17 protein-coding genes are annotated in these 18832 nt (G+C 76.2%); 11 read left to right on the top strand and 6 right to left on the bottom strand.

Translation table 11 applies throughout. The features are described from left to right. Positions 1 to 149: 149 nt before the first annotated feature. From ACI780_RS23520 to ACI780_RS23510, 3 genes are read right to left on the bottom strand one after another with little or no spacing between them, the layout of a single operon-like run. Positions 150 to 806, bottom strand: coding sequence for an HAD-IA family hydrolase (locus tag ACI780_RS23520; RefSeq protein WP_457005968.1), 657 nt, complete (start codon positions 804 to 806; stop codon positions 150 to 152). Next, a complete protein-coding gene (locus ACI780_RS23515) occupies positions 803 to 1291 on the bottom strand; it encodes a tRNA adenosine deaminase-associated protein (protein WP_457005967.1) in 489 nt (162 codons plus the stop codon). Before ACI780_RS23515 ends, ACI780_RS23520 begins: the two co-directional genes overlap by 4 nt. Further along, positions 1288 to 1995 (bottom strand): O-methyltransferase, encoded by a 708-nt coding sequence (locus ACI780_RS23510; RefSeq protein ID WP_457005966.1) that lies wholly within the window; start codon positions 1993 to 1995, stop codon positions 1288 to 1290. Before ACI780_RS23510 ends, ACI780_RS23515 begins: the two co-directional genes overlap by 4 nt. On the opposite strand from ACI780_RS23510, the gene ACI780_RS23505 reads away from it, so the two are divergent. Genes ACI780_RS23505 through ACI780_RS23495 form a run of 3 tightly spaced genes read left to right on the top strand, consistent with a single transcriptional unit; the run spans position 1994 to position 3616 of the window. After that, entirely contained in the window at positions 1994 to 2437 is a 444-nt protein-coding gene (locus ACI780_RS23505) for a PaaI family thioesterase (RefSeq protein ID WP_457005965.1), read from the top strand. The genes ACI780_RS23510 and ACI780_RS23505 overlap by 2 nt on opposite strands. Next, positions 2434 to 3345, top strand: coding sequence for a prephenate dehydrogenase/arogenate dehydrogenase family protein (locus ACI780_RS23500; RefSeq protein ID WP_457005964.1), 912 nt, complete (start codon positions 2434 to 2436; stop codon positions 3343 to 3345). Before ACI780_RS23505 ends, ACI780_RS23500 begins: the two co-directional genes overlap by 4 nt. A 37-nt stretch (positions 3346 to 3382) precedes the next feature. Continuing rightward, positions 3383 to 3616: a DUF2630 family protein gene (locus ACI780_RS23495; protein WP_456869058.1), complete on the top strand. Its 234-nt coding sequence runs from the start codon at positions 3383 to 3385 to the stop codon at positions 3614 to 3616. Between the two features lie 79 nt (positions 3617 to 3695). On the opposite strand, the gene ACI780_RS23490 is transcribed toward ACI780_RS23495, so the two are convergent. Then, positions 3696 to 4934 (bottom strand): PucR family transcriptional regulator, encoded by a 1239-nt coding sequence (locus ACI780_RS23490; RefSeq protein WP_457005963.1) that lies wholly within the window; start codon positions 4932 to 4934, stop codon positions 3696 to 3698. Positions 4935 to 5105: 171 nt separating this feature from the next. On the opposite strand from ACI780_RS23490, the gene ACI780_RS23485 reads away from it, so the two are divergent. The 7 genes from ACI780_RS23485 (at position 5106) to ACI780_RS23455 (ending at position 13248) form a co-directional block, all read left to right on the top strand. Continuing rightward, positions 5106 to 5984, top strand: coding sequence for an ABC transporter ATP-binding protein (locus ACI780_RS23485; protein ID WP_456869060.1), 879 nt, complete (start codon positions 5106 to 5108; stop codon positions 5982 to 5984). Between the two features lies 1 nt (position 5985). Further along, on the top strand, positions 5986 to 6792 hold the full coding sequence (locus ACI780_RS23480; protein ID WP_457005962.1) for an ABC transporter ATP-binding protein: 807 nt from the start codon (positions 5986 to 5988) through the stop codon (positions 6790 to 6792). A 42-nt stretch (positions 6793 to 6834) separates the two neighbouring features. Then, positions 6835 to 7713 carry a branched-chain amino acid ABC transporter permease gene (locus tag ACI780_RS23475; protein ID WP_089406053.1) on the top strand — a complete coding sequence of 293 codons (879 nt, stop codon included), beginning with the start codon at positions 6835 to 6837 and terminating at the stop codon, positions 7711 to 7713. 5 nt (positions 7714 to 7718) lie between these two features. Further along, a complete protein-coding gene (locus ACI780_RS23470) occupies positions 7719 to 8879 on the top strand; it encodes a branched-chain amino acid ABC transporter permease (RefSeq protein ID WP_456869161.1) in 1161 nt (386 codons plus the stop codon). Between the two features lie 87 nt (positions 8880 to 8966). Next, a complete protein-coding gene (locus tag ACI780_RS23465) occupies positions 8967 to 10310 on the top strand; it encodes an ABC transporter substrate-binding protein (protein WP_456869062.1) in 1344 nt (447 codons plus the stop codon). A 188-nt stretch (positions 10311 to 10498) separates the two neighbouring features. Further along, entirely contained in the window at positions 10499 to 11476 is a 978-nt protein-coding gene (locus ACI780_RS23460) for a UDP-glucuronic acid decarboxylase family protein (RefSeq protein WP_457005961.1), read from the top strand. A 128-nt stretch (positions 11477 to 11604) separates the two neighbouring features. After that, positions 11605 to 13248 (top strand): VWA domain-containing protein, encoded by a 1644-nt coding sequence (locus ACI780_RS23455; RefSeq protein ID WP_456869064.1) that lies wholly within the window; start codon positions 11605 to 11607, stop codon positions 13246 to 13248. A gap of 28 nt (positions 13249 to 13276) precedes the next feature. On the opposite strand, the gene ACI780_RS23450 is transcribed toward ACI780_RS23455, so the two are convergent. Continuing rightward, positions 13277 to 14803 (bottom strand): flagellin N-terminal helical domain-containing protein, encoded by a 1527-nt coding sequence (locus tag ACI780_RS23450; protein ID WP_457005960.1) that lies wholly within the window; start codon positions 14801 to 14803, stop codon positions 13277 to 13279. Positions 14804 to 15103: 300 nt separating this feature from the next. Here ACI780_RS23450 and ACI780_RS23445 point away from each other — a divergent pair, with 300 nt between their 5' ends. Continuing rightward, positions 15104 to 17755 (top strand): S8 family serine peptidase, encoded by a 2652-nt coding sequence (locus ACI780_RS23445; RefSeq protein WP_457005959.1) that lies wholly within the window; start codon positions 15104 to 15106, stop codon positions 17753 to 17755. On the opposite strand, the gene ACI780_RS23440 is transcribed toward ACI780_RS23445, so the two are convergent. Then, the gene (locus tag ACI780_RS23440) at positions 17752 to 18720 is read right to left on the bottom strand and encodes a glycosyltransferase family 9 protein (protein ID WP_457005958.1); all 969 of its coding nucleotides are present in this window, start codon (positions 18718 to 18720) and stop codon (positions 17752 to 17754) included. The genes ACI780_RS23445 and ACI780_RS23440 overlap by 4 nt on opposite strands. Positions 18721 to 18832 lie beyond the last annotated feature (112 nt).

Here is an 18832-nt window from a genome sequence, read left to right as displayed (position 1 = left end):
CCGGCCCCGGGCCGGCCGGCGGCGGGCCCGCCCGCCCCCCCCCCCCCCCCCCCCCCCCCCCCCCGCCCCCCCCCCCCCCCCCCCCCCCCCCCCCCCCCCCCCCCCCCCCCCCCCCCACGACTGTCCGCGGAGTCGATCCCGCCCGGCGGTCACGTCAGCGGGAAGCCGACCAGCGCCGACAGCTCGGCCAGCGCGGCCGCCGGGTCGGTCACCTTGACCGTGTGCATCCCCAGCGCGCGGGCGGGCTTGAGGTTGATGCCGAGGTCGTCGAGGTAGGCGCAGTCGGCGAAGCCGAGGTCGCGGCCGACCGCCTCGTTCAGCCGCGCCAGCGCCCGGCGGTAGATCTCCGGCTCGGGCTTGCGCACCCCCTCGACCGACGACTCCACCACCGCGTCGAACAGGTCCAGCAGCTCGGCCAGCCGCCCGGTGCGCTCCATGGGCGCGACGTTGTTCGACAGCATCCCCAGCGGCAGGCCGGCCGACCGCAGCCGCCGCACCGCCTCGACCATCTCCGGACGGATCTCCCCCGACAGCGCGGCGAGCACCCGGCGGGCGTCCACCCGGTGCCCGGCGGCCAGCGCCTCGGCCTCGAAGGTGTCGACGAACCCCTCGACGTCGAGCTCGTTGCGCTCGAAGCGCGCCCAGGCGTTGGTGTCGGGGTCGGTGCTGTTGAGCCGGCGGATGAGGCCCTCGGGCAGCCCGGCCTCGGCCTCGTAGGCGGCGAAGGCCAGCATCGGGCTCTCGGTGAGGACGCCGCCGAGGTCGAAGACGACGGCGGAGACCGTCGCGCCCACCGGGGCGCTCACCGCGGCACCGCCGCGGCCAGCTCGTCGGCGAAGCCCAGGCGGGCGGCGACGGCCGCGACCATCTCGTCGGCCCACAGGTCGTCGGCGGTCACGATCGGCCGCAGCTGCGCGGCGGGCAGGCCGTCGTCGGCGAAGACGTCGAGGTCACCGCCGGGCCGGCCGGTCTCGTCGGGGTCGGGGGCGCCGCGCTCGTCCACGGCGATCCCGTACCGCTCCACGACCTCGGCGGCGAGCACCCACTCCTGCATCGTGGCGTCGGAGATCAGCGCCCGGACCATCCCGCCGGGGCCGTGCCGCAGCACGACGAAGTACAGCCGCGAGTCGACGACGACCACGAACGGCACCGGCCACTCGCCCGGGTCCCCCAGCGCCCGCTCCAGCACCGGCAGCTCGGCGTCGGCGTCGGCGGCCAGCAGCTCGACCCGCCAGCGGCCGTCCGGGCGGCTCACCCGCACCGCCCAGCTGCCGCCTCCCGCGCCGCTCACCGGCGCCGCAGGAGGGTCAGGCCGTCGGCCAGCGGCAGCAGCACGGTCTCCCAGCGCGGGTCGGCGGCCAGGGCCGCGTTGAGCGCCACCACCGCGTGGTCGTCGTCGGACTCGGGGGCGAGCACCCGGCCACCGCGCAGCGTGTTGTCCAGCAGGACCACCCCGTTCTGCCGCACCCGCGGGTACAGCTCCTCCACGTAGTCCCGGTAGCCGGTCTTGTCGGCGTCGACGAAGGCCAGGTCGAGGACGGGCTCCTCCGGCATCGCGCGCAGGGTGTCCAGGGCGTCGCCCAGCCGCAGCTCGACCCGGTCGGCGACGCCGGCCCGTTCCCAGTACCGCCGGGCGACCGCCGTCCACTCCTCGCTGCGGTCGAGGCAGACCAGCGAGCCGTCGGCGGGCAGCCCGCGGGCGATGCACAGCGCCGAGAAGCCGGTGAACGTGCCGATCTCCAGCGCCCGCCGCACGCCGAGGGCGCGGGTGAGCAGCTGCATGAGCACGCCCTGCTCGACGGCGATCTGGAAGGTGGCCGGCGCCTCGCCGCGCTCGGCCAGGGCCGCGGTCTCGGCGACCAGGTCGGCGACCACCTCGTCGAGCGGCTCGGAGCTCGCGCGGACGTGGTCGGCCAGCTCCGGGGTGAGGAGGAACGACCGCGGCGTCATGCCGGGCGCCGGGGACGGGGAGAGGACGGCATAGCCTCCGATCATGGCCGATCCCGCACCGGACGACGGCGCCCAGGTCGATCCCGCGCTGGCCGCCCGGCTCGCCGCCGACCCGCTCGCGGACCTGCTGGGCATCGTCCTCGAGGAGGTCCGCCCCGGGTACGCCCGCGCGGGCATGACCGTGGGCCCGCGGCTGCTCAACGCCGTCGGCACCGCGCACGGCGGGGCGACGATGGCGCTGCTCGACGTCGTCCACGCCGCGGTGAGCAACAGCCACGGCGTCGTGGCGGTCGCGCAGGACGTGCACACCGAGTTCCTCGCCCCCGGCCGGCCCGGCGAGCGGCTGGTCGCCGAGGGCACCGAGCTGCACCGCAGCCGGCGCACCGCCGTCTACCGGATCGACGCCCGCGGCGAGGACGGCCGGCTGGTCGCGACCGCGCTGGCCCGGGTCTTCCGCACCGAGCGCAGCTGGGCGACGGCGGAGTGAGCCTGCCGGTCCCCACCATGCCGCGCCCGCCGGTCGGCGTCGTCGGCCTCGGCCAGCTCGGCGGGTCGCTGGCCGCCGCGCTGGTGGCGGCCGGTCGCGAGGTCCGCGGGTGGGACGTCGACCCCGCCGCCCGCGAGGCCGCCGCGGCGCGGGGCGTGCGGGTGACCCGGGAGCTGGCCGGCGTCGTCGTCCTGGCCGTCCCGCTGCCGGACACCGCGGCGGCCCTCGACGGTCTCGACGTCGACCCGGCCGCCACCGTCACCGACGTCGGCTCGGTCAAGGAGCCGGTGCTGGCCACGGTGGGCGCCGCGCTGGGCGGGCGGTTCGTCGGCGGGCACCCGATGGCCGGGACCGAGCGCGCCGGGCACGCGGCCACCGACCCGGCGCTGTTCCGCGGCGCCCGCTGGGCGCTGTGCCTGGAGCCGGGCACCGAGCTGCCGCGCTGGCTGCGCGCCGCGGAGGTGGCCCTCGACGCCGGCGCGGAGGTGGTGCCGGTGACCGTCGCCGAGCACGACGCCGCCGTCGCCGCGGTCAGCCACGTGCCGCACCTGCTCGCCGCCGCGCTGGCCGCGGCCGCCGGCGAGGCCGGCCCGCTGGCCCTGGCGCTGGCCGCCGGCAGCTTCCGCGACGGCACCCGGGTGGCCGGCAGCGACCCGGCGTTCGTGACGGCGATGGTCGAGGGCAACGCCGGCCCGACGGCGGCCGCCCTCGACCGGGTGCTGGCCCAGCTCCGGCGGCCGTGGCCGGCGCTGGTGGCCGCCGGGCACGCGGTGCGCGCCACGGACCCCGGCCGGCGCACCGTGCGGGTCCCGCTGGACCGGGCGGCGCTGCTGGCGCTGGGCCGCGCCGGCGGGGCGGTGACCCGGCGGCTGGCCGCCTTCGTCGAGGGCTGGGTCCCGGAAACCTGAGCGGTTGCGCGGAAGGGGCGCAGGGCAGAGTGCGGGCATGGACGACGACGAGATCCGCCACCGCATCGACGCGCTCGCCGACGAGGAGCGCCTGCTCCGGGAGAGCGGGGAGCACACCGCCGAGCAGCGGGCCCGGCTCCGGCAGATCGAGGAGGAGCGCGACCAGCTCTGGGACCTGCGCCGGCAGCGGGACGCCAAGCGGCAGTACGACGAGGACCCCGACTCCGCGGAGGTCCGCCCGAGGTCCGAGGTCGAGGGCTACCTCCAGTAGCGCAGCAGGAGGACCCCCTCGCCCCCCACCGCTCCCAGGCTGGCGGCGGGCCCCTGCGAGGGGGCCTTTCCAGCCGCTGCTAGGCGGAGTCGCAGACCGGCCGGCGGTTGGCCGCGTCGTGGTGACCGGTGCCCAGCAGCGCCAGCTGCCAGAGCAGCCGCGCCCGCGGGTCGGTGAGCTTGCGGCCGGTCACCGACTCGATGCGCCGCAGCCGGTGCATGACCGTGTTGCGGTGGCAGTACAGGAGGTCGGCGGCGCGGGTGGGCGAGCCGTCGGCGTCGAGCAGGGCCGAGAGCGTCTCCAGCAGCACCTCGCGCTCGTCCTCGGGCAGCTCCAGCAGCCGGCCGAGGGTGAGCCCGACGAGCCGCTCGGCGATCTCCGGTGAGTTGGACAGCAGCGCCTCGGGCAGCCGGTCGTCGACCGTGACCACCCGCGTGGTGCCGGCGCGCAGCGTGCGCGCGGCGGTCTCGGCCAGCCGGTAGGCACCGGCCACGGCCGCGGCGCCCTCCACGACGGCCGACACCCCCACCCGCCCGGTGGTCAGCAACCCCAGCCGTCCCAGCAGCTCCGGCAGCCGGCGGGTGCCCAGGGCCACCACGCCCACCTGCGCCTGCCCCCGGGTGCCCCACGCCGAGCGGATGCCGCGCTTGAGCAGGGCCGCCCCGGGGTCGGCCGGCAGGCCCGGCCCGTGCTCACCGGCGGGGGCGACGACGACGGCCAGCCGGCCGGTCAGCGGGACGGCGAGCTGCTCCGACGCCGTCCGGGCGAAGGCCGGGTCGCCGCCGCGGCCGTCGAGCAGGCCGTCGACGAGCCGCTGCCGCCCGGCGGCGTCGAGGCCGGTGCGGCGGCGCTCCTCGGTGCGGTAGGCCGTGGCGACGGCGGTGCACTCGCGGTCGTTGGTGCGCCACAGCGACCCGGCCACCTCCAGCAGCAGGCCGTCGTCGTGGCCGGCGACCTGCCGCGAGGCCGCGACCAGCGACTCCCAGAGCACCTGGCCGCCGAGCCGGTAGCCGCGCAGCACCGCCTCGAGCGGGATCTCCTGGCTGGCGCGCAGCCGGCCGACCTCGGCGGCGGCGGCCGCCCCGGCCTCGCGCTCGGGGACCGACCCCTCCGACAGCAGCGCGCGGACGCCGACGGCGAGGTTCCCCTTGAGGGAGGCGCGCATCGCGGCGGGGTCGGAGCGCAGCGCGTCGCGGTAGGCGGGCTCGGTGCGCAGCAGGATGTCGACCATCCGGTCGGTCATGCCGTCGAGCTCGCCGAGCAGCACCGGCACCAGCTCGGCGAGCCGGTCGGCCACCGCGCGCCGCGTCTCCTGCACGTGACCACCTCCCCTCGGCACCGCCGACAGCACAACACGGGCCGGTCATCACTGTGCGGTCAGCCCATTGTGACGGCCCTCACCAGTCGGCAGGCTGTTCGGGACGGAGCCGTGACTCATTCGTCGCCCCGCGCGCCGCCGGTCGCGGCGACTCCCCGACGCAGAGGAGACGTGGGCCCCTTGGCGCAGCCGCCGGACAGCACGGGCAGCACCACGCCGCACCGCGACCGCTCGCCCGACGCCCGGTTGGAGATGACCGGGATCAGCGTGTCCTTCGGGGGCGTCGCCGCGCTCTCCGACGTGTCGCTGACCGTCGAGCCCGGCCAGGTGCACGGGCTCATCGGGCCCAACGGAGCGGGCAAGACGACCCTGTTCAACGTCGCCTGCGGCCTGGTCCGCCCCGACACCGGCCGGATCGTGTGGCGCGGCGACGAGCTGCGCCGGCTGCGGCCCAGCCAGCTCAGCCGGCTCGGCATCGCCCGCACCCTGCAGGGCGTCGGCCTCTTCCGCGGCCTGACCGTGCTGGAGAACGTCATGGTGGGCGCCCACCGGCACGCCCGGGCCGGGTTCGTCTCCGCGCTGTTCGCCATCCCGACGTCCGACCGCGACGAGGCCCGGCTGCGCGCGCGGGCCCTGGCAGCCCTCGAGGAGCTCGAGGCCACCCCCTACGCCGGCCGCTACCCCGACTCGCTGCCCTACCCGGTGCAGAAGCGGGTCGCACTGGCCCGTGCCCTGGTCAGCGACCCCGACCTGCTGCTGCTCGACGAGCCGGCCAGCGGCCTGTCCGAGGACGAGATGCACGAGCTCGGCGACCTGATCCGCACGCTGTCCGGGCGGATGAGCGTGCTGCTCGTCGAGCACCACATGGACCTCGTCATGCGGGTGTGCGACCGGATCACCGTGCTCGACTCCGGCCAGCAGATCGCCGCCGGCACGCCGGCGGAGGTGCAGGCCGACCCGGCCGTGACCGAGGCCTACCTCGGCGACGAGGTCGACGTCGCGAGCGACGCCGCGGCCCTGACCACGTCCACCGACGGACGGGAGCGCTGACGTGACCCAGCCGAACGGGGCCTCGCTGTCGAAGGGGGCCACCGCCGCGTCCGCCGCCTCCTCCCCTGCCGCCGGGACCGGGGGTGGGGCCCGCGCCGCCGTGCCGGTGCTGGAGGTCGAGGGGCTGTCGGCCGCCTACGGGCCGGTCCGGGCGCTCGACGGCGTCTCGCTGCAGGCCGAGGCCGGCCGGATCACCGCCGTCCTGGGCGCCAACGGCGCGGGCAAGACGACGCTGCTGCGCACCATCAGCGGCCTGGTGCGCCCGACCGCCGGCCGCGTCGTCCTCGGCGGCGAGGACGTCACCCGGGCGCAGGTCGAGGCCATGGTCACCAAGGGCATGTCGCACGTGCCGGAGGGCCGCGGCGTCATCGCCGAGCTGACCGTCGACGAGAACCTGCGCGTGGGGTCGCTGTTCCGCGGCAAGGTCGGCAAGGACGAGTTCGACCGGGTCTACGACTTCTTCCCCCGCCTGGTCGAACGGCGGGACAACCCGGCGCACACGCTCTCCGGCGGTGAGCGGCAGATGCTCGTCATCGGGCGGGCGCTGCTGGCCCAGCCCCGCCTGCTGCTGCTCGACGAGCCGTCGCTGGGCCTGGCGCCGCGGATCGTGGCGCAGATCTTCGCGCTGCTGCGCAACCTCGTCGACTCCGAGGGCCTGTCGGTGCTGCTGGTGGAGCAGAACGCCCGCAGCGCCCTGTCGGTCGCCGACGTGGGGGTCGTGCTCAACCTCGGGCGGGTCGTGGTCACCGACGAGGCGCACCGGCTCGCCGGGGACGAGGAACTCCGCCACGCCTACCTCGGCTTCTGAGCCGGCCGCCCGTCCAGGACACAGCAGGAAGGCGATCCGCTCGTGCAGCAGTTCGTGAACGTCACCCTCACCGGGCTGATCTCGGGGTCGGTCTACGCGGCCTTCGCGCTGGCCCTGGTGCTCATCTGGCGGTCCACCCGCATCGTCAACTTCGCGCAGGGCTCGATGGCCGCGGCGACCAGCTTCATCGCCCTGGCCCTCATCCAGGCCGGGCAGTCCTACTGGCTGGCCCTCGTCGTCGCCCTGGCCAGCGGCTTCGTCATCGGCGCGGTCATCGAGCGGGTCGTCATCCGGCCGGTCGAGGGCGGTCCCGAGCTCAACGCCGTCATCGTCACCCTGGGCCTGTTCGTCGCGATCCAGGCGCTGATCGCGATCGTGTTCGGCTCGTCGTTCGAGTCGTTCCCGGCACCGTTCGGGCTGCGCGGGTTCACCGTCGGCGAGACCACCATCGCCCTGACCCCCAACAGCATCTACGTGCTGGTCGCGGTCGTCCTGACGATGGCCGGCCTGATCGCGCTGTTCCGCTTCACCCGCCTGGGCCTGGCCATGCGCGCCTCGGCCTTCGGGCAGGAGGTGGCACGGCTGCTCGGTGTCCGCGTCGGCCGGATGCTGACCCTCGGCTGGGCGCTGGCCGCCGTCGTCGGCTCGCTGTCGGGCCTGCTCATCGCCGGCGGCGGCCTGGTCTACCCGGCCTACATGGACGCGCTCATCGTGTTCGGCTTCGTCGCCGCCGTGCTCGGCGGCCTCGACTCCCCGGTGGGCGCCGTCGTCGGCGGCCTGACCATCGGGCTCGCGCTGAGCTACGTCAGCGCCTACCTCGACCCCGCACTGGTCAACCTGGCCGCCCTCGTGATCCTCATGGTGGTGCTCCTGGTGCGGCCCGGCGGCCTGTTCGCCAGCAGCACGGCACGGAGGGCGTGAGCCAGATGACCCAGCCGCCGGACACCCCCGTCGTCTCGACCGGGGAGATCTCCTCCGAGGCCCCCGTCGAGGCCACCGCCGCCGCCAACGCGCCGTCGGCCTCCGTCGGCGGGGGACGCTCGTTCCTCCCCGCCAACACGCTGCTGCGCCACCTGCTGGTGCTGGTCGCCTGCGCCGTGGGCGCGGTCGTCCTGCTGGAGATCACCGACCCGTTCACCAACTCCCAGCTGGCCCAGCTCACCTACTACGCGATCGCGGCCGGTGGGCTGACGGTCCTGACCGGCCTCAACGGGCAGATCTCCCTCGGCCACGGCGCGCTCATGGCCGTCGGCGCCTACACCACCGCGCTGATGCTCGACGCCGACGAGCCCCTGCCGCTGCCGGTCGTCCTCCTGGCCGCGGTGGCCCTCGCCACGGTCGTCGGCGCGCTGGTGGGGGTCGCCGCGGCCCGGCTGCACGGCCCCTACCTGGCCGGGGCGACGCTGGCGCTCGCGGTCGGCCTGCCCGGCCTGGCGGTGTACTACGGCGACCTGTTCGGCGGGGAGCAGGGCCTGCGGGTGCGGGCACCGCGGGCACCGGAGAGCTTCGAGAGCTTCATCGACCTGGTGTCGGGCAACCCGCCGAGCGCCACCAAGTGGCTGGCCTACGTCGGCACCATCTGCCTGCTCATCACCTTCTTCCTGCTGGCGAACCTGGTGCGCAGCCGCATCGGCCGCACGTGGCGCGCGGTCCGCGACCAGGAGGTGGCCGCGGAGCTGGCCGGCATCAACCTGGGCGCCTGGCGGGTGCTGGCCTTCGTCGTGAGCGCCGCCTGCGCGGGTCTGGCCGGCGGGGTGCTGGCCCTGGTGGTCCGGCTGGCCGCGCCCAGCGGCTTCACGCTGGTGCTGTCGCTGGCGCTGCTGACCGCCATCGTCATCGGCGGCCTGGGCAGCCTGCTCGGCGTCCTGCTCGGCTCGGCGCTGCTGGTGTTCCTGCCGCCGTTCGTCACCGACCTCGGCGCCGACCTCGGGCTCAACAGCACCGAGGCCGCCCAGCTCGCCCCGTTCGTGTACGGGCTGGTGCTCGTCGTGGTGATGATCTTCGCCCCGGCCGGGGTGGTCGGGACCATCCGGATGCGGTGGCTGACCGCCCGGGCGCGCCGGGCGGCGCGCGGCGCCGGCAGCTGAGCGGCGGCCGCCGCGCCGCGGGCCGACGCCGGCCCTCCCCCACAGACCCCCGGCCGAACGCGTCCGGGACCGGAAGAAGGAGAACCGTTGACCAGATCCTCCCGGCGACTCACCCGGCTCCTGGCCGCGGCCACCGTCGCCACGACGCTGGCTGCCTGCGGCGGCGGAGACGACGGCGGCGGTGGCGGGGGCGGTGGCGGCGAGAACGAGGCCTCCGACATCGGCATCACCGAGGACACGATCAAGCTCGGGGCGCACTACCCGCTCACCGGCGTGGCGGCCCCCGGCTACAGCGAGATCCCGACCGGTGTGCAGGCCTACTTCGACCACGTCAACGCCAACGGCGGCGTCTACGACCGGCAGATCGAGTACGTCTACCGCGACGACGCCTACAACCCCACGAACACCAGCGCGGTGGTCAACCAGCTGGTGCTCGAGGACGAGGTCTTCGCGGTCGTCGGTGGCCTCGGGACGCCGACGCACTCCGCCGTCCTGGAGTTCCTCAACAGCGAGCGCGTGCCCGACCTGTTCGTCTCCTCGGGCTCGCGGCTGTGGGGCGAGACCCCGGAGGACTACCCGTACACCTTCGGCTGGCAGACCGACTACGTCAGCGAGGGCAAGATCCTCGGGCAGTACATCGCCGAGAACCTCCCCGACGCCAAGGTCGGCCTGTTCCTCCAGGACGACGACCTCGGTGCCGACGGCGAGAGCGGCCTGCGGGAGTACATCGACGACCAGATCGTCGAGGTGCAGAGCTACGTCCCGGGCAACACCGACGTGGGTCCGCAGATCGCCGCGCTGCAGGCCGCCGGGGCCGACGTCGTCGTCGGGTTCAACGTGCCCAGCTACACGGCGCTCTCGCAGCTGGTCTCGCTGCGCCTGGGCTACCAGCCGCAGTGGTTCTACTCGAACGTGGGCTCGGACCCGACGCTGGTCGGCAGCCTGCTGGCCAACTTCTCCCAGGGGCAGGTGACCGACGCCACGCTGCTCGACGGCGCGATCACCACCGAGTACTTCCCGGGCACCGACTCGCCCGACGACCCGTGGGTGCAGATGTTCCAGCAGATCTGGGACGAGCAGGGGCAGGAGGGCGAGCTGACCACCTTCCGCCTGTACGGCATGGCGCAGGCCTACACGACCGTGCAGGCGCTGCAGGCGGCCGGGCAGAACCCCACGCGGGACGACCTGGTCGCGGCGATCGAGGAGGTCGGCGCCGACTGGGAGGGTCCGCTGTTCGCCCCGTTCCGGTACTCCGAGGACAGCCACATGGGCACCAGCGGCATGCGCGTCGTCCAGGTGGCCGGCGCGGCTGTCGAGGAGCTGACGCCGGTCCTCACCACCGACCTCGGTGACGCCGAGATCGAGGAGGACGACAGCGAGGCCGCCACTCCCCCGGAGAACGGCATCCCCGAGGAGGAAGCCGCGAACTAGTCGAAGGGCCCCCTTCCCGGGGGCCGTTCCAGCACCTCACCGACGGGCCGTCGGTCTCCTCCGGGGACCGGCGGCCCGTCGGCGTTCCGGTCACCCGTGCGAGGAGACACTCAGCTGTCGAAGTGTCGGCCGGTGATCTCCGGGTACGAGCGCCCCGGCAGGGCACGGGCGGAAGGACGGGAGCGTCGATGGTGCAGGCGGCACGGACGATCCGGCGGGCGGTGGTGACCGGCGGCGCCGGGTTCCTCGGCTCCCACCTCTGCGAGCACCTCCTCGACCGCGGCGTCGAGGTGGTGTGCCTGGACAACTTCCTCACCGGCTCGCCGGAGAACGTCGTCCACCTGCTCGAGCACCCCGGGTTCCGGCTGGTGCGCTGCGACGTCACCGACTTCGTGCACGTGCCCGGCCCGGTCGACCTCGTCCTGCACTTCGCCTCGCCGGCCAGCCCGCTGGACTACCTGCGCATGCCGATCGAGACGCTCAAGGTCGGCAGCGTCGGCACGCTGCACACCCTGGGCCTGGCGCACGAGAAGGGCGCCCGGTACGTGCTGGCCTCGACGTCGGAGGTCTACGGCGACCCGCTGGTGCACCCGCAGCCGGAGGAGTACTGGGGCAACGTCAACCCGGTCGGTCCGCGCGGCGTCTACGACGAGGCCAAGCGGTTCAGCGAGGCCATGACGACCGCGTACCGGACGTCGAAGGGCACCGACACCGGCATCGTGCGCATCTTCAACACCTACGGCCCGCGGATGCGCGCCGACGACGGCCGGGCCATCCCCGCCTTCGTCGGCCAGGCGCTGGCCGGCCGGCCGCTCACCGTCGCCGGCGACGGCTCGCAGACCCGCTCGATCTGCTACGTCGACGACACGGTGCGCGGCATCCTCGCGCTGGCGTTCTCCGACCAGCCCGGCCCGGTCAACATCGGCAACCCCGACGAGCTGTCGATGCTCCGGCTCGCCGAGTGGGTCATCGAGCTCACCGGCTCGTCCTCGGGCATCGAGTACATCGACCTGCCCGTCGACGACCCGAAGGTCCGCCGTCCCGACACCCGCCGCGCCGAGGAGCTGCTCGGGTGGCGTCCCCGCGTCGCCTCGGAGGAGGGGCTGAGCCGCACCGTGGCGTGGTTCGCCGAGCGGCAGCGGACGCTCGCGCTGCAGGCCGGCTGACCGGCTCCCCCGGGGCCGCGGGAGCCTCCTCGACCGGCCCGCTCCCACTGTGGCCGACTTCGCATCTACATTGGTGACCGGCGGTCGTAGAGCACGCCGAGGAACCGGACACTGACGGAGAGCGAGCAATGGGCCGCCACGCCGACACGAGCACCGTGCGCCGCAGCCAGCGTCCCGCACCCGTCGCCCTGCTGGCCGGCCTCGTGGTCGTCGCGCTGGTGGCCGGCGGGCTGGTCTGGTGGCTGGCCTCCGGGTCGGGCGGGGACGACGGGTGCGAGGACACCCGCACCGTCCGGGTCACGGTCGCACCCGAGATGGGCGGCGTCGCGCAGGACCTCCTCGCCGAGCCGCAGGACCTCGGCGGCGGGAGCTGCGCCGTCGGCGAGGTGAGCGCCCAGGAGCCGCTGCAGACCGTCGGCGACCTCTCCGCCCTCGAGGACGGCGCGCTGCCGCAGGTCTGGGTGCCCGACAGCTCGCTGTGGACCGTCCGCGCCGGCGAGGTCGAGTTCGACGCCTCGGGGTCGATGGCGCGCTCCCCCGTCGTCCTCGGCACCAGCCAGGCCGCCGCCGACCAGCTCGGCTGGACCCAGACGCCGCCGGACTGGCGCGCGGCGCTGAGCGGCCAGCGCCCGATCGCGGTGCCCGACCTGGCCGCCAGCGCCGAGGGCGTCGCCGCGCTCGCCGCCGTGCAGACCTCGCTCGGCGGGGGCGAGCAGGCCGACAACGCCGTCGTCCAGGCCGTCCTGGCCGCCCGCCGGGGCCCGGCGGTCGACCCGGCCGACGCGCTCACCGCCGCCGCGGAGAACGACGTCGAGGCCGCGCTGGTGCCGGTCAGCGAGCAGGAGGTCATCACGGTCAACCGGGCGACCCCGGACTCCTCGCTCGTCGCCGTCTACCCGGCCGAGGGCTCGCCGCAGCTGGACTACCCGGTGCTGCGGGTGGGCCCCACCGCCGACGAGGACCGAGCCGCCGTCGACGCCGTCGTCCGGACGCTGACCTCCGCCGGTGCGCGCACCGCCGTGCTGGCGGCCGGGTTCCGCGACGCCGAGGGCACCCCGCCGACCGACCCCGGCCCGGGCGTGCGGGAGGAGGCGCCCCCGGTGCTCGACGTCGACCCCGAGGGGGTGCAGACCCTGCTCGGCGAGCTCAGCCGGCTGGCCGCGCCCTCCCGGCTGCTCACCGTCATCGACGTGTCGGCGTCGATGGAGGCCCCCGCCGGGGACGGCACCCGCGCCACCCTCGCCCGCGACGCGGCCAAGAGCGCGCTGACGCTCATCCCCGGGACGTCGTCGATCGGGCTGTGGGTGTTCGCCTACCAGCTGCAGGGCGAGCAGGACTGGACGGAGCTCGCGCCCATCCGCACGCTCTCCGACGAGGTCGACGGCACCACCCAGCGCGACCTGCTCGACGACGAGCTCGACACCGTCCCCGACCGGCTCGCCCCCGGGGGCACCGGCCTGTACGACACGACGCTGGGCGCCTTCCGCGCCGCGCAGGAGCAGTACGACCCCGAGGCCGTCAGCAGCGTCGTGATCGTCACCGACGGCACCAACGAAGACTCCTCGGGCATCGACCTCGACACCCTGCTGCAGACGCTGGAGGCCGAGGCCGATCCGCAGCGGCCGGTCAAGGTCATCGGCGTGGCGCTCGGCCCGGACGCCGACATCGAGGCCCTGCAGCAGATCGCCTCGGCCACCGGCGGCGCGGCCTACTCCGCCGTCGACCCCAACGACCTGCAGGACGTGCTGTTCGACGCGCTGCGGCAGCGGTAGCACCGCGGTCGCCCGGACCGCCCGGCGGTCAGCGCAGCAGGGCGAGCACGCGGGCCGGGGTCTGGTCGGCCTGCGCCAGCACGGCGTTCCCCGCCTGCGCCAGGACCTGGCTGCGGGTCAGGGCGGTGACCTCGGCGGCCACGTCGAGGTCGCGGATCCGGGACTCGGCGGCCGTCGTGCCCTCGATGGCCGCGCCGAGCACGCCGATGCGGGACGAGAGGCGGTTGTCGATCGCGCCGAGGTGGGCGCGGAGGTCCGACACCCGGGCGATGGCGCCGTCGATGGCCCGGAGCGTGCCGGCGGTGCCCGCGTCCCCGGTGTAGTACGGGGTCAGCGCCGCGGCGTCGGCCGCCGTGGAGGCCGGGCCCGGGGTCTCCCCGGTGAACAGCAGGCCGGTGGCGGTGGCGACGAACGGGGTCGACCCGGTGCCGAGAGCCGCCACGGCGCCGGCGTTGAGCCGGTCGAGGCGCTCCTGCGCCGTCCCGGCGCCGGTGTAGTCCACCGACCCCAGGTCGAAGGTCCGCCCGCCGTAGCGCACCGTGCCGGCGAGGGCGTCGAAGCTCTCCGCGTGGGCGTCCGCCGAGACGTGGTCGCCGGCCAGGAGCAGTCGTCCGGGTGCGGCGGTGGCCCGGGCGGCGGGGACGGCGGCATCGACCGTGGCGGGGACGGGCCCGGTGTAGCGCGGGGTCAGCCCGGCGGCGTCGGCCGGCAGCGAGGCCGGACCCGGGGTGGCGCCGGTGAGCACCAGTCCGGTGGCGGTCGGGGTGAGCGGACCGACGCCGAGGGTGGCCGCCACCGCGGCGTCGAGCCGGTCGAGGTGGTCCCGCGCGGTCACCGCCCCCGTGCGGTCGACCGACGCGAGGTCGAGCACCCGCCCGTCGTACTCCACGGTCCCGGTCAGCGCGGCGAGGGCGGCGGCCGAGGTGGGGTCGACCGCGAGGGTCAGCCGCCCCGGCGCGGGCGTGCTCGGCTCGACGGCGACCGCCGGGGTGAGCGTGTGCGGGAGACCCAGGCCGCCGGTCACGTCGACCCGGGACAGCCCCAGGCCGGCGGCGCTCACCGCCCGGCCGGAGACGGCGATGACGACGCGGAGGGTGTCACCGGCGTCGGCGCCGACCTGCGGCAGCCGGTCGTACGTGCCGTCCAGGAGCCGGATGCCGTGGGAGGTGGTGGTGTCCGCGACGTCGTCGATCTCGCGGCGCAGCTGGTCGAACTCGGTGCGGACGGCACCGGCCGCCGCCGCGTCGAGGGCACCGGCGTTGCCGGCCTGCACGGCCAGGTCGCGCATCCGCCGCAGGATCGCCTGCACCCCGTCGAGGGCGCCGTCGGCGGTGCGGACGACGCCGATGCCGTCCTGGGCGTTGCGGACCGCCACGGTCGCGCCGCGGGTGCGGGCGCGCAGGCCCTCGGAGACGGCCAGCCCCGCCGCGTCGTCGGCGGCGCCGGTGATCCGCAGTCCCGAGGACAGCCGCCGCAGCGACGCCGTCACCGACCGGTCCGTCCGCTCCAAGGCGGTGTGGGCGCGGACTGCCGCCACGTTCGTGGCGATCCTCATCCCCGCGCCTCCGTCGTGTCCGCGGCCCCGCTGCGCCCGTGCCGCAGGGACCACCCGTCACTTCGGCACCACCCGGGCAGCCCTTGACCCGAGAACGGATCGTCCGGAAACACCCCCCGTCAGGGGGATCCCGTCGTCCCTCGGGTGCAGGCGGCAGCAGCGGACGCCGACGTCCGGCACGGGCCCGCACCGGGCCGTCGAGCCGCCGAGGGAACGGGGACACGCATGCACACGGGGTCAGGACGCAGCCCGCACACCAGGTCCGGGCCGGCCTCCCGGGGGAAGCGGGCGATCTGCGCGGTGCTCGGCGTCGCGCTGGGCTTCGGCGGAGCGGCGGCGATCGACACCGCGCTGGCCGGGCCGACGTTCGCGGAGGCGAGCGACTTCGGACCGGCCGGCGACGGGCGCACCCGGCTCGTCGTGACGGTGCCCGGCGGCGTCACCGCCGAGGACCTCACCACGCTGCAGGCCGTGCCGGGGGTGGACTCCGCGCAGGCCGTCTTCGACGGGTCGGCGCTGGTCGCCGGCTTCGGCACCACCGCCGACCAGCTCCGCGCGGCGCTGCCCGGCGCGCAGGTGGAGCCCTCACCGACCGGTGAGGTGTTCGGTGAGGCCATCACCGACCCGTACGCGGTGCAGTACGGCTGGAACCTGGACAACACCGGCAGCAACTCCTACGGCCAGCCCGGCACCGCCGACGCCGACGTCGACGCCGACCTCGGCTGGCGGGCCGGCACCGGTCGTGGCGTCACCGTCGCCGTGGTCGACAGCGGTGTCATGACCGACCACCCCGACCTCGCCGGTGCCCTCTGGCGCAACACCGACGAGATCTGCGGCAGCCCCGTCGACAACGACGGCAACGGCTACCCCGGCGACTGTGGTGGCTGGAACTTCTACGGCAACAACGCCGACCACGTGAACGCCGCGGGCAACAGCCACGGCACCTCCGTGGCCGGCGTGGCCGGCGCGCGTGCCGGCAACGGCGTCGGCACCGCCGGGGTCGCCCCGGACGTGACGATCATGCCGTTGGTCATCGGCACCGGCAGCGGGGTCGACATGATCGCCGGCGCCCAGGCGATCCGCTACGCCGCCGACAACGGTGCCGACGTCGTCAACGCCTCGTGGGGCGGCCTCGGCGCCGCGCAGATCCTCACCGACGCCATCGACTACGCCGCGAGCAAGGGCGTGGTCGTGGTCGCCGCGGCCGGCAACGACGCCCTCGACCGGGACACCTCGCTGTACTACCCGGCCAGCCTCAACCGCCCGAACATGGTCACCGTCGGCAACAGCAACGCCTCCGACGGCGTCACCGAGTCCTCCGCCTACGGCGCGAGGACCGTCGACCTGTTCGCGCCGGGCAAGTACGTGTTCACCACCTGGAACGACGGCGACCACCGGTTCGTCTCCGGCACCTCCATCGCCGCGCCCCAGGTGGCGGCCGCGTTCGCGCTCTACCGGGCGCAGGACCGCGCCGCGGCCCCCGACCAGCTGGTGCAGCGGTTGCTGGCCGACGTGGACCCGGTGGCCGCGTTCGCCGGGAAGTCGGTCACCGGCGGCCGGCTGTCGCTGACCCAGCTCGGCCAGACCGCCGCCGGGGTGTCCTACACCTTCACCGGGATGACCGTCGACCCCGGCACGGTCGCCCCGACCGTCGTGACCAGCGGCAGCGCCCCGGGTGGGCAGTACGCCGTCCGCCTGCGCCTGGGCATGGAGCACCAGGGCCAGGTGTACGCCCTCAGCCAGCAGCAGGTCACCGTCGGCGGGGTCACCGCGACCACCGACGACACCGGCGCGGTCACCTTCGACCTGGGCAGCCGTCCCGGCCCGTCGGCGACGGTCACCCCGAGCCTCGAGCTGGGCCAGGGCCGGTACGTGCTCACCGCGCAGCTGGTCCGCGACGGGGCCGACGTGGGGCTGGCCTCCGCCGCGCCGCTGCTGGTCGGCGTGGCCTACCAGGCGCCGGCCACCGGCCCCCGGCCCGGCCCCCCGGCGCCGTCGCCGGCGCCCGGTGGCGGCACCCCGGCCCCGGCCGGCTCGACGCCGCCGTCGACCACCCAGCCGGGCACGAGCACCCCGAGCACGCCGAGCACGCCGAGCACGCCGGCACCGGGCGGCTCGACCCCGCCGTCGACCACCCAGCCGGGCACCAGCACGCCGGGCGGCACCCCGGCACCCGGTGGTGGCCAGCCCGGCACCCCGGCGCCCGGGGGCTCGACCCCGCCGTCGACCACGCAGCCCGGCACCAGCACGCCGAGCACGCCGAGCACGCCGGCGCCCGGCGGCTCGACCCCGTCGACCGGCAGCCCGGCGCCCGGCGGTGGCACTCCCGCCCCGGGCGGCAGCCAGCCCGGCACCCCGGCGCCCGGCGGCAGCACGCCGACGACCGGTGCGCCGGCGCCCGGCGGGTCGACCCCGGCGCCCGGCGGCAGCACGCCGGGGCCGGGTGGGCAGCAGACCTACCCGGGCGTGGGGCCGTTCGGCCTGACGTCGATCAACCCGACCCGGGTGGGCACCGCCGGTGGCACGAGCGTGACCATCACCGGTACGGCGGTCCCGGCCGGGGCGCGGGTCCGCGTCGGGTCCACCGCGCAGGCCACGGTGACCGCGGTGTCGGCCACCAGCGTCACCTTCACCACGCCCGCCCGCGCGGCCGGCACCTACGACGTGTACGTGTTCGCCCCCGACGGCACCTCCTCGGTGCTGGCCGGCGGCCTCACCTACCTCGACGGCACGGGCGGCGTCTCGCCGACCCCGACCCCGAGCCCGGCACCCGGCACGCCGCAGCCCGGCACCCAGCAGCCGGGCGCCGGCGGTGGCACGCGACCCACGGGCGGCGGTCCGCTCACGGGACCGCGGGGTGAGCGGCTGGTGCCCTCGGCGCTCTTCACCACGCTGGGCACCTCGATCTGGCGCCTGGACTGCTCCCGGTCCTGCTCGGGACTGGCCGTCTAGCGCGGAACGGTGAGCGGCCCCGTCGTGCACGGCACGGCGGGGCCGCTCCCGTCGGGTCGGAGCAGCCCGGCCAGGGCCGCGGTCACCTCGTCGACGGTGATCCGCGCCAGCGCCGGGTCGAGCTCGGTGCCCCAGGGGTCGCCGGTGCCGTCTCCGTGCCAGAGCACCACGTGCTGCGGCCGCGGTGGCGGACCCCACAGCGCCGGGGACACCGGCCCGAACAGCACGACCGAGGGACGGCGGTAGGCCGTCGCCAGGTGCGCCACGCCGGTGTCGCCGCTGACCACCACCCGGGCCGCGGCGACGGTGGCGGCGAGCTCGAGGGTCGACGTCGTCCCGGCGAGCACGGCGTCGTCGGGCAGTCCCGCGCCGCGGGCGACCGCCTGCGCGAGGTCGCGCTCGGCCGGGCCGCCGGTGACGCGGACGTCGTGCCCGGCGTCGGCCAGCCACCGCGCGACGGCGGCGAACCGTTCCGCCGGCCACCGCCGGCCGGGGAAGGCGGCGCCCGGGTGGAGCAGCGCCGCCCCGGTGACCGACGGGGGCACGGCGGGGACGGCGAGGTCGAGCGCGTCGGGGTCGGCGGGCACGCCCAGGCCCTCGGACACCAGCCGGCACCAGCGGGCGACCTCGTGCTCGTCGGGGTACCACGCCGGGCCGGGATAACCGGGGCTGGCGAAGGTGAGCAGCCGCCGCGGGTGCAGGTCGGCGACGACGACGTGCGACGCCGGTCCCCTGCCGTGCAGGTCGACGGCGAGGTCGGGCCGCGGCCTGGACCAGTCCAGCGGCTCGAGCTCGCGGGCGGGCAGCACCTCGTCCACGGCGTCGACGAGCCCGGCGAGCGGGGCCAGCGCGGTCGTCGTCGCCAGGACCAGCCGGTGGTCGGGCGCCGCGGCGCGGACCGCGCGGATCGCCGGGACGCCGGTGAGCAGGTCACCGAGCCCCAGCGGCCGCAGCACGACCGCCACCGGCCGCCCGTCCCGGGGGGGGGGGGGCGGGGGGGGGGGGGGGGGGGGGGGGGGGGGGGGGGGGGGGGGGGGGGGGGGGGGGGGGGGGGGGGGGGGGGGGGGGGGGGGGGGG

Source organism: Geodermatophilus sp. SYSU D00814 (assembly GCF_054050055.1).
The sequence above is the reverse complement of the archived record's forward strand: the minus strand, read 5'-3'. Positions and strand labels throughout refer to the sequence as shown.